This is a genomic window from Hungatella sp. L36 (genome assembly GCF_014288035.1).
Window position 1 is genome coordinate 353,795 of the sequence record NZ_JACOPC010000005.1, and the last position, 13,851, is coordinate 367,645.

Consider the following 13,851-nt stretch of genomic DNA (forward strand, 5'->3'; position numbering starts at 1 on the left):
CGCAATTATTCTGCTATTGACGGAAAAGCCATTCTTTCCGGTGTGTCTTTTTACGCCGCTAACCGCTCTTCTTTCAAGGCCTCGGTCCGCAATAACCTGGCCTTTAACGGCAACCAGGAGTTTTCTCCGGGAAATGAGGGAATGGGACCTTTTTAGATTTCAAATGGGATTGTTGCATACGCTATGGGCTTTATTTTAAGAATTTGTGCATTTAAAATACGCCGGTATGGACATTTACGGTTTAATTCCTCTACCCAGTCTGAGAATATCATTTCAATCTCCAGGTCCAGATCATCATGCTCCAAACGCAGCAGGATATATTTATAAGCCTTTCGGTAATTTCCCCGCACAGTTACATAGGAATACTCTACTTCGTATAACGGAGCTGTCAGCCGTCCTGTCAGGAACTGTGTAGGGTGGAGCTTTTTGATGAATTCCCGGTACTCTTCTGTTGCCGGAAGATTCCCTCCAACCCCAATCTCTGCAAACGAGGCGATATCTGCAAATTTATGAATATGCATAAACCTCTCCTATCCTAATGAAAGTCACCTTAAATGCATATAACCTTATCCTCAGCGGAACAATATCTATATGCATGATTGGATAACCGTTCATCTGCCGGAACTTCCTCTGCATTAATGGACTGTATCAAATCCGCCAGTTCCTGAGAAACTACAGCATCCTCGACACCCAGGGTCGGAAACAGAATCACTTCATCTACACTATAAGGAATGATTAAGAAATCCTTTCCCACATGTAATTCACAGTATCTCATGAGCCCGGGATAGAGTAAGACTTCGGCACCACAAAAGTGAATCCGGTTTGTTAACACATACATCATGTCCGTTATTTTCATAAGCACTGGTGGATACTTATTTACCATATTGACCAATGCTCTCTGATACAATTCCTCTTTGTCCACAGACCAATAGTTCAAATGCTTATTTGTTATCATTAAGGTTGCTGCTATTTCTTCTGTTTCTTCACATAATAATAAAAATATAATGGATAAATCCAGATATGGTATGTTTGGGATGTTCTCCAGCATAGAAGCGTTGTCGTGGGTATTTACCAGTTTACACATGATTTTGTCTTTGATTTTCTCAAAACTCATATCATTTACAATCTCCTGCATACCAGCCGGTATATCTGGCGCCGATGCATAGCATTCCAGAATCTCATCAATAATCGCTTGAAGCCCTGTTCCTTTTTTGTAACACTCAAAAAAATCTTTCAAGTGAATAGAGGGGCGAAACTGCTGCCCCTCTTTTTCAATGCACAACTGTGTCTGGACTATGCCATTGTTGATAACCGGTTTCAGAACATGCACATGGAAACCGGCCCCTAATCTTTTGGCTACTTCAGAGCTGACAGCTTCGGCAAATTTTTCTAATGTCATCATGATGTGAATCTCCTTTTCAATTTAGAATTTCGTTTCACAGTGGAATGGTCACAGTTTAAAATATCTGCGATAGCCTCTATACTGTAACCCTCGCTTCTCAGTTGCTGTATAACTTCTTTTCTCTCCTTTCTTGTTGACACCCGCACAATTTTGGGATGCTTCTTTTTTAAGATTTTTTGGGAAATCGGATTATTCAGGCCATGTTCATACAGAAACCGGGCCTCCCTTGCATTGACTCCCATTAAGATTGCAATGATAAGGCAATGATATCCCTCCGGATTGTAAGAATCTCTCATCCGCTCCCTCCTTTCCGCCTTCTGGCTTCTTCCTCCTTTCTGCAAATCGAGTAGGAGGGAGTGATTAACTCCCGTCCTCTCACACCACCGTGCATACCGTTCGGTACACGGCGGTTTCAACAGTTGACGTGCACGGACTGATAGGCTGTGGCTAAATCATAATAGCCACTGTTTATCAGTCTTTCTTTTGTCATTGCCATATTTACCGCTACCGTTTGTGTGGTAAACCAATAGCCTCTTCGGCTGTTCCCTGCCTTCCATGCCAATTCTTTCGGCACTCCCATTTTCAGCAGGTTCTTCACCTTCGTTTTCGGTTTCTTCCATTGTTTCCATATACACATTCGGATTCTGTGATATAGCCATTGGTTCAGTCCCTCTATTCGGTTCTTCATATCTGCTACTCCATAATAATTCAGCCAGCCCCGCATATACACCTTTATCTTTTCTAACGATGGGCGTATGCTCTGAACAGACCTTCGAGAACTAAGGTCTTTCAGTTTTGACTTCATTTTCTTCCATGACTTCCCATGAACCCGGACATAAATGCCCTTTCCGTTCTTTCCCAATGTGAAGCCAGGGAACTTAAAATTTCGGATTGCAAATACACTTACTACACGGCTTTTCTTCTGGTTCACCTGCAATTTCAGCGTCCCTTCCAGATATTTCGTGCTTGTTTCCAGAAGTCTCTTTGCGGCTCTCTCACTTTTAGCTAACAATACTATATCATCTGCGTAACGTACAAAAGCCACTCCTCGTTTCTCGTACTCCTGGTCGAACTCGTTCAGATAGACATTTGCCAGCAGCGGGGATAGATTTCCTCCTTGCGGCGATCCTTCCTCTGTCTCCATGACTACACCGTTTTCCATGACACCACTCTTTAGGTATCTCTTTATCCATTGGATAACCCTTTCATCCTTTACATCTCTGCGCAGGATATTTAATAGCATTTCTTGGTTCAGAGTATCAAAGTATTTCGACAGGTCCAATGCAACGGCATGGGTGTATCCCTGTTCTGCATACTCTTTTACCTTTAAAATGGCGTCCCTGGCGCTTCTTCCCGGCCGATACCCATAGCTGTTCTCCGAGAACAGCGCCTCATAGACTGGCATTAACTGCTGTCCTATGGCTTGCTGGAAGATACGGTCTTTCACGGTTGGAATGCCCAACTTTCGCACTCCTCCCTCTGGCTTGGGAATCTCTACTCGTCTTACTGGGTCGGGGGTGTATTTTCCCCTTTTGATTCTCTCTATCAGTTCCTTTTGATTTTCCCTCAGGTAGTCACCTGTTTCCTCTACGGTCATTCCGTCGATTCCCGGCGCTCCCTTATTCGCCTTTACTCTCTTAAAAGCTCTGTTTAAGTTGTCCTTATTCAGTATCTTCTCTAAGAGTTCCAGCTGTGCACTGTCTCTTTCCTTCCATATCCGGCGGAAAGAACGGTGCGCTCTCACATACCCTTCACGTTCCGCGCTGTCTCTTTGTGAGCAGCTATCTTTGTTTTCTGTACCCAATGTTCTTTCCTCCTTTCCCGGTTGTACTAAAGACTCCTGTTGATTCGGTCCTTCATCTCTCGACTACTACGACCTCGGCTGACTTCTGTACGTTCAGCACTATCTCACGATAGTGGTTATCCCTTTCAGGACATTCCGCACAGACCTCCCCGGGTACCACACGTTTCTTTCTCTCCATCTATCTGCCACATTTACCATACATGATTCCGTGTAGTTATTGGGCTTTGACTTGTTGTGCAGTCTTACCCTCATGTATAGCCTGATGTGATTTCTGTTCGTCAGACCAGAGATTTGCCCATGGGTTAGTATGTTCCCCATATCCAGCTTCCTTCAGATTCCACCTCACGATGGACACCCTTGCCTTCGGCTATATCCTTCCCACCACCGGGCGGATTCCGGACTTGCACCGGTTAGAAACGTGCGCCGCCGGGCGCACACAAAAAAAGAGACACCAAAACAATTCCTTTTGATGTCTCTTCATTCCCGCAGCACAATAGCTGCTCTTATTCTGTTACTTCAAAAATCATGCTTCCAGTTAAACACCGGAACAAAAAACATTTGTAATCTTTGGATTACATAAATCAGCTTTCCCACTCATTTTACCACCATATATAGTTTTTGTCAACTTCATTGCACTATATATTGTGTCGTTCTCCTGCCTGTTCCAGTACCAGCTGTTCCAGGCTTTCGCTGATATAAAATCCGTTCTTTTTCATTTTTTCGAGAACGGAAGCAATCTCCGGGATAATCCCCTCTCTCTTGGCTTTCAAAAGGACTCCGATTGTTCCGGTAACTTTTAGACCGAGATATTTTGCTGTTTTTTTAGCAGCATTGTCATCTATCACGACTAAATCGTCCGCTGTCCCCTCCTGGGCCAGAATCATGACTTCCACTTCTCCATCGTGAAGCTTCGCCTTATACATCTTTTTATCTGACTGGTTTGCGATTTTTTCCACATGTATCCAATTCAATGCAGTCTTTAATACCTGACATGCCGAATCGTCTTTCTCTGTCACCTCACGGTACACAGCCTCCGGGATACAAATCTCTGCATAGAGCGCCTTCAGTATATCCAATAATCCAATATTACAAAGTACAATGATGGGGGTGGAATTTACAATCACTCTACGCATTCTCCAGTTCCTCCAAAAACTCTGCTTTATTGTCAAACTGGAAAATACTGACCTTCCGCTTTCCCAGATATTTAATAAATTCTTCTTCTGTCATACCGGCTATCTGGGCACAGTATCCTATGGACACATTATTCTGCGTATAATATCCTACTGCTACCATACATCTGGCAAATGCAGCGGCCTCCTCCTCACTCATATGTGTATCATACATAACTGCATCCGGTATGCGGATTGAGATCTGGCACATAGAAGCCCTCCTTTCTGTTCCAGACAATTTATGCTTTTACAAATCTAATATATCACATCTGCCCTTCTTATTCAAGCAAACAACTTTTACAGGGTCTTTAGCCTGGGTCTTTAGAACTAAATCATCCTGCCTTTTTCATAGGTTCCTCATCTTCCCTATGGATACAAGTGAGCAGTCTGTCGGCTGCTCCCTGTATCTCATTCTTTAAAAGACCATACAAGCTGGTAAAGTTTCCGATCCTGTTTTCCCGAAATGCATACTCCATCTCAAATGCGCGTATATAAGCGTCTGTCTTGCAAAATAGGATAAACAGGTCTTTATCATTGATGTACAGACTGGCTTTCTTGTCACAGATATAACTGTTCCTTTTACAATACCGGCCACCATTGGAATTTTTCATTGCAATGCCGCGTCCGTTTTGTATTTCTACAAACCATGGGTAATTACGTTTATTCCCCTGGGAATCAGTATCATACCGGACAATATTAAGTTTTGTGACAATACTGTAACCCTCCTTATCTGGATTACCAAAAATCTTTTCCTGGGGATAATCAAATTCCCACAGATGATTAAAGAGCGCCGAGTATATGTATTTAGCTTCTTCTGGGCTGATATTGGCATAGACACTCACTGTATTATCCCCTGTTCCTTTGCTGTAATCCAGCATATTAAGACGGATTAAGGACCTTTCCCCAACTTCTGACACGTCTCCGGACGCATGGATATGAGCCGGAAATAAATATGACGCTGGTTTTAAATTATCCATGAGCTCTAACAATGCCTTATCTGTTTTATACACTGCAATCTGACCGGATACTACGTTAGACCAGTCCCGTTCTTCCCTTTCTGCCATATGTCTCCTCCTCTATCTGATGAACCGGGCGATGAGACCTGCCAGTTTGACTGGCATTGTATTGAAATCTGCAATATTCAGAAATCCATCTTTGTATATTTCCTCAATCATCTTACGGTCATCACCGATTGCTGCGGAAAACAACTTAACTCCTCTTTTTTCCAGGCTATATTTGGCTTCTTGCAAATCTGCTTTTGCAATTTCGCCTTTATATCCTTGGGCATAAGGCTGTCCATCGGAAATCATTAATAATATTTTTATATCCTCTGGCCGGTTTAGCAGTTTTTGCGTATAAAAACACAATAAAAATCTGATTATCCGCTAAAATACAGTATCTATCAGCATTTTCAAGGAAACAAACTCATCAATTTACTACTTATTTACTACCAACGAATGAGCCTTGATACGCCAGTTTTCCTAGATATGCAAAGATATGGTACAGCACATCAGTATTGAAACAAGAAAAAAATTGAATATTTTATAGACTATGGAACGCCTAAAATGACGTTCCTTTTCTATTTCCAGCCGTTCTTATTGGACGGCTATTTTATTACTCAAAATGAAAGGAGCATTAGATTTATGAAAAAGACATGGAAACGATTGTGTACGGGCTTCTTAGCTCTTGCGACTGTCGTTACTGCTTTACCGACTACACCCGTCCATGCAGAAAGTAAGCAATACTGGACGGAAAGTGCAGAGCGTGTCGGTATCATTGAAAAAGTAATGAATGACGGTTCTATCGGTTCGACATTCAATGAGGGCTATATGAAAGTCGAGGGCGAAACTGCCTATTGTATCGACATCAATACAGATTTTAAGAATGGCTACAAGACCAGAGCTGACGCAAGCTCACGCATGAGTGCCGACCAGATTTCAGATGTGGCGTTATCCTTAGAGTATGTCAAACAGTATGGCGAAGCTCACAAGGAATTGAACTATAAACAAGTCTATCTGTTGGAACAATGTGTAGTTTGGCAGAGATTGAGCGTACATCTTGGCTGGCAATGTGATAACGTGCGAGCTTCTTATGATGAAATTCCAAAGGCTACGCAGGACGAAGTTTTCTCTGGTGCAAGAGCCTTTGTCAAAGAGAATAAAGGACGCTATGAATGTGGCGGTTATATCTACTCTGGCGAGGGGCAGGAATTGGGACAATTCTGGGCGAAGCTGAATGTCGGAAATGCGAAACTGCAAAAGACTTCCAGTAATACCAGCATTACAGACAGTAACGGGAATTACTCTGTCGCTGGTGCGACCTATGGTGTCTTTTCTGATAAGGACTGCACGAAACAGCTTGCCACCCTTACGACTGATGAAAACGGAAATACAGATGTTGTAGAGGTAAAGGCTGGCACAGTCTATATCAAGGAATTATCCGCACCAGCAGGATATAAAGTGGATAAAACTGTATATTCCTTAAAGGTTGAAGTTGGAAAGACAGCAATTTTGAAAGTATCAGATACGCCAAAAGTAACGGACACTTTGATTGAGCTTTTCAAGATTGATATGGAAACACAGAAAGACAATCCGCAAGGGAACGCTTCTTTAGCAGGTGCGGAATTTACATGGAAGTATTATGCTGGCTTCTATAACAAAGACAATCTCTCTGCTAAAGCTACTCGTACATGGGTTACAAAGACAATCGCTGAAACAGACAGCAACGGGACAACTCATTACATCACAAAATTAGGGGACGCATACAAGGTGTCTGGCGATAACTTCTATATGCAGAACGGTAAAGCAGTTCTTCCACTTGGAACACTAACTGTTGAGGAAACAAAAGCTCCAAGCGGTTACTTGTTAGACGGTGCATATATGCAGGCTGGCGATAAGTCCGAACAGATAAAAGGCTTATACCTTACACAGATTACCGAGGACGGCGACCTTGCCGTATTATCTGGGAGTAATCAGTTTTCCGTATCAGACAAGGTTATCCGTGGCGGTGTTAAAATTCAGAAACGAGATTTAGAAACGGGCGATACCAAACCACAAGGAAGTGCTACCTTGAAAGATACTGCTTTTGACATCATTTCCTTAAATGATAATTCTGTATTGGTTGAGGGCAAGCTATACAAGAAAAATGAAGTAGTAAAGACAATTCGTACAGATATTGAGGGCGTCGCTTCTACTTCTGCTGACCTCTTACCTTATGGAAAATTCCGTATCGTTGAAAGTGAAGCTCCCGACGGTTACTTAACTGACGGTGCAAAACCGATTGATTTTGCAATCACAGAACATGGAAAAATCGTGGACTTAACCGACGAAGCTCATTCTATCTATAATCAGATTAAGCGTGGAGATATTGAGGGTGTAAAAATCGGTGCAGGTACACACAAGCGTCTTGCTAATGTTCCCTTTAGGATCACAAGCAAGACGACGGGTGAAAATCATGTAGTGGTAACTGATGATAACGGGCAATTCTCCACATCTGCTGAATGGGCTTCTCATAAGCACAATACAAACGCAGGAAAGACCAGCGAGGACGGTGTGTGGTTTGGAACTTCTGAACCAGACGACAGCAAGGGTGCATTACCTTATGACACCTACATCATTGAAGAAATGCGTTGCGATAGTAACAAAGGCTTTCAACTTATCCCACCTTTTGAAATCGTGGTATCAAGAAATAACCTTGTGATTGATTTAGGAACGCTGACTGATGAATACGAGAAAGAAATCTCTATCCATACCACAGCAACCAGCAAGGACGGCGAAAAGACAATCCTTGCAGGAAAAGAGGTTACGATTGTTGATACCATCAAATTAGACGGACTTACAAAAGGCACAAAATATCAGCTCAAAGGCTGGCAGATGTTAAAAGAAGAAAATGCCGAGCTTATCATTGACGGGAAACGTGTGGAAAACGATTATACCTTTGTCGCTGATGATGAAGAAATGAAAGTGGAAATTTCCTATACATTCAATGCGTCTGCTTTAGGTGGCAAAAATCTTGTTACCTTTGAAGAATTGTATGATTTCAGCAATCCAGACGAACCCGTAAAAGTTGCGGAACACAAAGACATTGAGGACGACGGGCAGACGGTACTTATCACAGAGCGTATCATCAAAATTCATACAACTGCTACCGATAAGGACGACAACAAAGAACTTGAAGCAGGAAAAGACGTTACAATCATTGATACCGTAACCTTAGAGGGCTTAGAAGTCGGTACACAGTACAAACTTGTGGGCTGGCAGATGTTGAAAGAAGAAAATGCAGAGCTTCTTATCAATGGAAAGCGTGTGGAAAGTGATTATACGTTTACTGCTGACAGCGAAACTATGAAAGTGGAAGTTGCCTTTACCTTTGACGCTACTTCTCTTGACGGCAAACAGCTTGTAACTTTTGAGGAATTATACGATTTAAGCAATCCAGACGAGCCGAAGAAAGTTACCGAGCATAAGGATATTGAGGATAAGGGACAGACGATTACTTTTAAGGAAAAGCCAGAAGAACCAGAGAAACCCGAAACACCACCGACACCGGAAAAGCCTAACAGACCTAGCGACAGTCCCAAAACGGGCGACAGTACAAATGTAATGGCTTTTATCGTGATGTTGCTTGCGTCTGCTGGTGGACTGGCTGGAACATATCTTTACAAACGCCGTAAAATGAAGAAATCATAAGGCGGTAACGGTATGATGAAAGAAAAATCACGCTCTCCGCCGAAGCTGTCAAACGGTAGACTTCCGCTTATTCTGGCTTGTCTGCTAACAACCTGCAAGAACACAGATAGTCAAGGGTGCGAAGCATTGATTTTACCCTTTACTATCTGGGGGATTGCTGGTACTTCCCGAACCGCCAGAATAAGAAATCACAATCAATTTATCAAAAATAGAAAGAAACGAGGTAAAACAATATGGAAATGAAATATGTCGTGCCAGATATGGCACAGTCTTTTGGAACTCTTGAATTTGCAGGCGAAAGCGAGCCAGTCTTTGAAAGAGATAAAAATAATCGCAGGGTCTTAGCCAGACGAAGCTATAACCTTTATTCCGACGTACAGAAAGGCGAAAATGTTGTGGTAGAAATTCCCGTGCAGGCTGGCGAAAAGAAGTTCAAGTATGAGCAGAAAGTAAAACTTGTCAATCCGAAGTTATACGGCAGAGGTTACGCAATCGGGGATATGGGACATACCGATTATGTATTAGTTGCTGATGATATTGTAGCAGTTGAAGAAAAGTAAAGGAGTGAAGAATTTATGAGATTATCAAACGGGTTTGTTATTGACAAAGAGAAAACATTTGGAGAATTAAAGTTTACAGCGGTGCGTGATGTGTTCTTACAGAATGAGGACGGGACACCGAGTACCCAGCTTAAAAAGCGTATCTATGATTTGAAGTGCAGTCTGCATGGTGGAATTATCCCCGTGTCTGTACCGCCAGAAGTACCGTTAAGGGAATTTCCTTACAATGCAGTTGTGGAGCTTGTCAATCCCGTAGCCGATACGGTATCAAGAAAAACCTATACGGGTGCAGATGTGGACTGGTATGTAAAGGCAGAGGATATTGTGTTGAAGAATAAAGGCAACCAGAACGCAGGTAATCCACAGAACTCTACACCGCAGGGACAGCCGAAAAAATAGGCTTGCTGAATAGATTTTCATTGTAGCGAATATATGGAACTGTTATAATATGGATATGAAGAAACGGACAAATATAAATTGTTGAAAGGAGTAAACAACTATGAAAATGTCAAAAGAAAAAATTGATATAAGCATGTTTGCCCCGTGCGGAATGAATTGTAAGGTTTGTTATAAGCACTGTTACAATAAAAAACCTTGTTCTGGGTGCTTGAATAGTGATAAAGGGAAACCAGAACATTGTCGTAAATGCAAAATAAAGGATTGCATCAAAGGAAAATCGTTATCCTATTGTTTTGAATGTGCTGAATATCCATGTAAGTTGATTAAAAATCTTGAAAAAAGCTATAATAAACGGTATCAAGCAAGTCTTATAGAAAATAGCCGTTTTGTTCAAGGACATGGTTTGGAACATTTCATGGAACAGCAGAAAATAAAATATACTTGTCCTAAATGCGGTGGCATTATTTCTATTCACGATAAAGAATGTAGCGAGTGTCAAGAAAAAATGAAATAACAAAATTACAGTTTGACAACTTCATATCCATATACACAAAGCAGTTAGTCTTAGGATTGACTGCTTTTTTCATACCCAGAAAGGAGTGATTGATTTATGCGTATGATTTGGAACAAAGGACACCGTATCAGAGCCAGCGACAAGCACCTTGTTTATCATTTTTCCATAGAGACGCTTCTGTTTGTGTTCGTGGCAGTTCTCCTGCTACTGAATAGCAAACAGCTCATGCGTACCGATTGGAAACATTTCAGCTTGTTAGAGAACGGCTTGACGCTCTCCCCTTACAACTTCATAACCATACTGATAGCGACTGGTGTTTGTACATTGGTCGCTTTTCTGTATTACCGCTTCTGTTACGACAGTTTCAAGAAGCTCCTGCACCGTCAAAAGCTGGCAAGAATGATACTGGAAAATAAGTGGTATGAAGCCGATACCGTGCAAGACAGCGGTTTTTTTACTGACCTGCAAAGCAGATCAAGGGAAAAAATCGTCTGGTTTCCAAAGATTTATTATCAAATGGAAAAAGGACTTCTTCATATCCGCTGTGAAATTACGCTGGGAAAATATCAAGACCAGCTTTTACGGTTGGAGGATAAGTTGGAAAGTGGCTTGTATTGTGAGCTGACCGACAAGACCCTGCATGACGGCTATATCGAATATACCCTGCTTTATGATATGATAGCGAACCGCATTACCATTGATGAAGTACGGGCAGAAAACGGTTGTCTTAGATTGATGAAAAATCTTGTCTGGGAATATGACGCACTCCCTCACGCTCTGATTGCTGGTGGGACTGGTGGCGGTAAAACATATTTTCTGCTGACACTCATTGAAGCCTTACTGCATACAAACGCTGTCCTTTATATCTTAGACCCGAAGAACGCTGACCTTGCAGACTTAGGGACAGTTATGGAAAATGTGTATCACACCAAAGAAGAAATGATTGATTGCGTCAATGCCTTTTATGAGGGCATGGTACAGCGAAGTGAGGAAATGAAGCGACACCCGAACTATAAGACGGGCGAAAACTATGCCTATCTGGGACTGCCACCCTGCTTTCTTATCTTTGATGAATATGTAGCATTTTTTGAAATGCTGGGGACGAAAGAAAGTGTGAGCTTACTTAGCCAGTTAAAGAAAATCGTTATGTTAGGACGACAAGCAGGTTATTTCCTTATCGTTGCCTGCCAGCGTCCAGACGCAAAGTATTTCTCGGACGGTATCAGAGATAACTTCAATTTCCGTGTAGGACTTGGGCGTATCAGCGAATTAGGTTACGGTATGCTGTTCGGTTCTGATGTGAAGAAACAGTTTTTCCAGAAACGTATCAAGGGGCGTGGCTATTGTGATGTGGGAACAAGCGTCATCAGTGAATTTTACACGCCTTTAGTCCCGAAAGGACATGATTTTTTACAGACTATCGGTTCTCTTGCACAAGCAAGGCAGGACGGGACGGCGACGTGCGAAGCGAAAGGCGACGGCACGGACTAGCCGTTGCTGGTGTGGCGTAAGCCACGCCAGCAGGTAAAACCCCTCGGTATCTAACAGAGGGGTACGTTTGCAAATAGACAATAGACGAAAAACACAGGAAACATAAGGCTTATCGCATGGTTTCCTAGCAAAAATCGGCTGTGAAGTCGCCTTAAAAAACTTCACACTTGACAGATTGGGGGTATGGTTCTGAATGAAGAACAATGGATAAAAGAATTACGGGAAAAACGGATTGCTTACGGTATCTCACAAGGCAGGCTGGCGGTGGCGTCTGGTATCACAAGAGAATATCTCAACAAGATAGAAAGCGGAAAAATGAAGCCGTCAAAGGAACTTCTGAATACTCTGCATAAAGAACTGGCAAAGTTCAATCCAGAAGCACCGCTTACCATGCTGTTTGATTATGTGAAAATTCGTTTTCCCACGCTGGATATACAGCACATCATCAAAGATATATTAAAACTGAATATCAACTATATGCTCCATGAAAATTACGGGCGTTACAGTTATACGGAGCATTACTCTTTAGGGGACATCTTTATCTATACGTCGGCTGACGAAGAAAAAGGTGTCCTTTTAGAGTTAAAGGGGCGTGGTTGCAGGCAGTTTGAAAGTTACCTGCTGGCACAGCAAAGAAGCTGGTATGACTTTCTTATGGACGCACTTATAGACGGTGGCGTGATGAAGCGTATCGACCTTGCTATCAACGACCATACGGGCATTTTGGATATTCCAGAGCTTGCGGAAAAATGCAGGAAACGGGAATATATCGGAAAGTCCAGAAGCTATAAGTTTTACCAGTCGGGCGAGCTTATCAAGCACAGAGAGGACGACAGAGAATATATGGGGCGTACCCTTTATCTTGGGTCGCTGAAATCAGATGTGTATTTCTGTATCTATGAAAAGGACTATGAGCAGTACGTCAAGTTAGGGACACCTCTGGAAGAAGCCGACATTATCAACCGTTTTGAAATACGGCTTCGCAATGAACGAGCCTATTATGCGGTACGAGATTTACTGACCTATTATGACGCAGAACAGACCGCTTTTTCTATCATCAATCAGTATGTGCGGTTTGTTGATGAAGAACCCGACAAGCGAAAAAATGACTGGAAGCTCAATGACCGCTGGGCTTGGTTTATCGGCGATAACAGACAGAGCTTGAAGCTGACGACAAAACCAGAGCCTTACACCTTAGACCGCACATTGCGGTGGGTACAACGGCAGGTAGCACCGACCTTAAAAATGCTGAAAAAGATTGATAAGGGAAACGGTACAGACTACATGGAAACAATCGAACAGCAGGCAAAGCTCACAGAAAAGCATGAAATGATAATCAAACAGCAGACGACCCCTGCAAAAGATTTAGTAGAAAGTTAGGAGTGATAAAAAATGTGGGTATTATTAAAAGACTTCCTGCTGGTATCTATGGGAATGGGTATCGGCGTAGTCTTGATGTGTATTTTGAATGTCGGCAAAGAAGCTGACTATGAAATGGAACAATTAAAAGAAAGCGAGGACAATTAAATGAATTTCGGACAAAATTTATATCAATGGTTTTTATCAAACGCACAGAGCTTAGTGCTTATGGCGATTGTGGTTATCGGTATCTACTTAGGGTTCAAGCGTGAGTTTTCAAAGCTCATTGGCTTCTTGGTAGTTGCCTTGATTGCTGTCGGCTTGGTATTCAATGCCGGCGGTGTGAAAGATGTACTGTTAGAGCTGTTCAACAAGATTATCGGTGCATAAAATTTTATTGTAGTGCTAATATGTGAGTGATATAATATGGATATGAAGAAAACGACAAATATGAATTTGAACTTA

Annotated in this window: 17 protein-coding genes; 9 read left to right on the forward strand and 8 right to left on the reverse strand. The window is 42.2% G+C overall.

Annotation, left to right across the window (positions count from 1 at the left end; all coding sequences use genetic code 11):
* Nucleotides 1–152: 152 nt before the first annotated feature.
* The 8 genes from H8S80_RS15225 to H8S80_RS15260 all read right to left on the reverse strand — a co-directional run bounded on the left by H8S80_RS15225 (nucleotide 153) and on the right by H8S80_RS15260 (nucleotide 5,685).
* On the reverse strand, nucleotides 153–521 hold the full coding sequence (locus tag H8S80_RS15225; protein WP_006775511.1) for a hypothetical protein: 369 nt from the start codon (nucleotides 519–521) through the stop codon (nucleotides 153–155).
* 29 nt (nucleotides 522–550) lie between these two features.
* Nucleotides 551–1,402 (reverse strand): DUF5688 family protein, encoded by an 852-nt coding sequence (locus tag H8S80_RS15230; protein ID WP_006775510.1) that lies wholly within the window; start codon nucleotides 1,400–1,402, stop codon nucleotides 551–553.
* Nucleotides 1,399–1,698, reverse strand: coding sequence for a helix-turn-helix domain-containing protein (locus H8S80_RS15235; RefSeq protein WP_039892437.1), 300 nt, complete (start codon nucleotides 1,696–1,698; stop codon nucleotides 1,399–1,401). Before H8S80_RS15235 ends, H8S80_RS15230 begins: the two co-directional genes overlap by 4 nt.
* A gap of 116 nt (nucleotides 1,699–1,814) precedes the next feature.
* A complete protein-coding gene (gene ltrA, locus H8S80_RS15240; protein ID WP_181988017.1) occupies nucleotides 1,815–3,206 on the reverse strand; it encodes a group II intron reverse transcriptase/maturase in 1,392 nt (463 codons plus the stop codon).
* 635 nt (nucleotides 3,207–3,841) lie between these two features.
* Complete coding sequence (locus H8S80_RS15245) at nucleotides 3,842–4,339, reverse strand: PIN domain-containing protein (protein WP_006775504.1); 498 nt, start codon at nucleotides 4,337–4,339, stop codon at nucleotides 3,842–3,844.
* Nucleotides 4,332–4,586, reverse strand: a complete 255-nt coding sequence (locus tag H8S80_RS15250; protein WP_002602380.1) for a UPF0175 family protein — start codon at nucleotides 4,584–4,586, stop codon at nucleotides 4,332–4,334. The genes H8S80_RS15245 and H8S80_RS15250 overlap by 8 nt, the downstream gene beginning before the upstream one ends.
* 121 nt (nucleotides 4,587–4,707) lie before the next feature.
* The gene (locus H8S80_RS15255; protein WP_006775503.1) at nucleotides 4,708–5,439 is read right to left on the reverse strand and encodes a hypothetical protein; all 732 of its coding nucleotides are present in this window, start codon (nucleotides 5,437–5,439) and stop codon (nucleotides 4,708–4,710) included.
* A 12-nt stretch (nucleotides 5,440–5,451) separates the two neighbouring features.
* Nucleotides 5,452–5,685 (reverse strand): hypothetical protein, encoded by a 234-nt coding sequence (locus tag H8S80_RS15260; protein ID WP_243272820.1) that lies wholly within the window; start codon nucleotides 5,683–5,685, stop codon nucleotides 5,452–5,454.
* 333 nt (nucleotides 5,686–6,018) lie between these two features.
* On the opposite strand from H8S80_RS15260, the gene H8S80_RS15265 reads away from it, so the two are divergent.
* From H8S80_RS15265 to H8S80_RS15305, 9 genes are all read left to right on the forward strand, one after another.
* Entirely contained in the window at nucleotides 6,019–9,063 is a 3,045-nt protein-coding gene (locus tag H8S80_RS15265; protein ID WP_187049056.1) for an SrtB-anchored collagen-binding adhesin, read from the forward strand.
* A gap of 12 nt (nucleotides 9,064–9,075) precedes the next feature.
* Complete coding sequence (locus H8S80_RS15270) at nucleotides 9,076–9,306, forward strand: hypothetical protein (RefSeq protein WP_233439004.1); 231 nt, start codon at nucleotides 9,076–9,078, stop codon at nucleotides 9,304–9,306.
* On the forward strand, nucleotides 9,297–9,623 hold the full coding sequence (locus tag H8S80_RS15275; protein WP_005339720.1) for a YdcP family protein: 327 nt from the start codon (nucleotides 9,297–9,299) through the stop codon (nucleotides 9,621–9,623). Before H8S80_RS15270 ends, H8S80_RS15275 begins: the two co-directional genes overlap by 10 nt.
* Nucleotides 9,624–9,638: 15 nt before the next feature.
* On the forward strand, nucleotides 9,639–10,022 hold the full coding sequence (locus H8S80_RS15280) for a YdcP family protein (RefSeq protein WP_054344588.1): 384 nt from the start codon (nucleotides 9,639–9,641) through the stop codon (nucleotides 10,020–10,022).
* A 100-nt stretch (nucleotides 10,023–10,122) separates the two neighbouring features.
* Complete coding sequence (locus H8S80_RS15285) at nucleotides 10,123–10,536, forward strand: DUF3795 domain-containing protein (RefSeq protein ID WP_021738773.1); 414 nt, start codon at nucleotides 10,123–10,125, stop codon at nucleotides 10,534–10,536.
* A 96-nt stretch (nucleotides 10,537–10,632) separates the two neighbouring features.
* Complete coding sequence (locus H8S80_RS15290; protein ID WP_187049057.1) at nucleotides 10,633–12,027, forward strand: FtsK/SpoIIIE domain-containing protein; 1,395 nt, start codon at nucleotides 10,633–10,635, stop codon at nucleotides 12,025–12,027.
* A 183-nt stretch (nucleotides 12,028–12,210) separates the two neighbouring features.
* Complete coding sequence (gene mobT / locus H8S80_RS15295; RefSeq protein ID WP_008787615.1) at nucleotides 12,211–13,407, forward strand: MobT family relaxase; 1,197 nt, start codon at nucleotides 12,211–12,213, stop codon at nucleotides 13,405–13,407.
* Between the two features lie 12 nt (nucleotides 13,408–13,419).
* A complete protein-coding gene (locus H8S80_RS15300; protein ID WP_017143882.1) occupies nucleotides 13,420–13,554 on the forward strand; it encodes a DUF3789 domain-containing protein in 135 nt (44 codons plus the stop codon).
* Nucleotides 13,555–13,776, forward strand: coding sequence for a hypothetical protein (locus tag H8S80_RS15305; RefSeq protein WP_002323342.1), 222 nt, complete (start codon nucleotides 13,555–13,557; stop codon nucleotides 13,774–13,776).
* Nucleotides 13,777–13,851 lie beyond the last annotated feature (75 nt).

What these genes read in the sequence shown, in the direction of transcription:
- H8S80_RS15260 (WP_243272820.1), bottom strand. Translation starts at nt 5,685, where the DNA reads ATGATTTCCGATGGACAGCCTTATGCCCAAGGATATAAAGGCGAAATT.
- H8S80_RS15285 (WP_021738773.1), top strand. Translation starts at nt 10,123, where the DNA reads ATGAAAATGTCAAAAGAAAAAATTGATATAAGCATGTTTGCCCCGTGC.
- H8S80_RS15245 (WP_006775504.1), bottom strand. Translation starts at nt 4,339, where the DNA reads ATGCGTAGAGTGATTGTAAATTCCACCCCCATCATTGTACTTTGTAAT.
- H8S80_RS15280 (WP_054344588.1), top strand. Translation starts at nt 9,639, where the DNA reads ATGAGATTATCAAACGGGTTTGTTATTGACAAAGAGAAAACATTTGGA.
- H8S80_RS15225 (WP_006775511.1), bottom strand. Translation starts at nt 521, where the DNA reads ATGCATATTCATAAATTTGCAGATATCGCCTCGTTTGCAGAGATTGGG.
- H8S80_RS15305 (WP_002323342.1), top strand. Translation starts at nt 13,555, where the DNA reads ATGAATTTCGGACAAAATTTATATCAATGGTTTTTATCAAACGCACAG.
- H8S80_RS15300 (WP_017143882.1), top strand. Translation starts at nt 13,420, where the DNA reads ATGTGGGTATTATTAAAAGACTTCCTGCTGGTATCTATGGGAATGGGT.
- mobT (WP_008787615.1), top strand. Translation starts at nt 12,211, where the DNA reads ATGGTTCTGAATGAAGAACAATGGATAAAAGAATTACGGGAAAAACGG.
- H8S80_RS15250 (WP_002602380.1), bottom strand. Translation starts at nt 4,586, where the DNA reads ATGTGCCAGATCTCAATCCGCATACCGGATGCAGTTATGTATGATACA.
- H8S80_RS15230 (WP_006775510.1), bottom strand. Translation starts at nt 1,402, where the DNA reads ATGATGACATTAGAAAAATTTGCCGAAGCTGTCAGCTCTGAAGTAGCC.
- H8S80_RS15290 (WP_187049057.1), top strand. Translation starts at nt 10,633, where the DNA reads ATGCGTATGATTTGGAACAAAGGACACCGTATCAGAGCCAGCGACAAG.
- H8S80_RS15275 (WP_005339720.1), top strand. Translation starts at nt 9,297, where the DNA reads ATGGAAATGAAATATGTCGTGCCAGATATGGCACAGTCTTTTGGAACT.
- H8S80_RS15270 (WP_233439004.1), top strand. Translation starts at nt 9,076, where the DNA reads ATGATGAAAGAAAAATCACGCTCTCCGCCGAAGCTGTCAAACGGTAGA.
- H8S80_RS15255 (WP_006775503.1), bottom strand. Translation starts at nt 5,439, where the DNA reads ATGGCAGAAAGGGAAGAACGGGACTGGTCTAACGTAGTATCCGGTCAG.
- H8S80_RS15235 (WP_039892437.1), bottom strand. Translation starts at nt 1,698, where the DNA reads ATGAGAGATTCTTACAATCCGGAGGGATATCATTGCCTTATCATTGCA.
- H8S80_RS15265 (WP_187049056.1), top strand. Translation starts at nt 6,019, where the DNA reads ATGAAAAAGACATGGAAACGATTGTGTACGGGCTTCTTAGCTCTTGCG.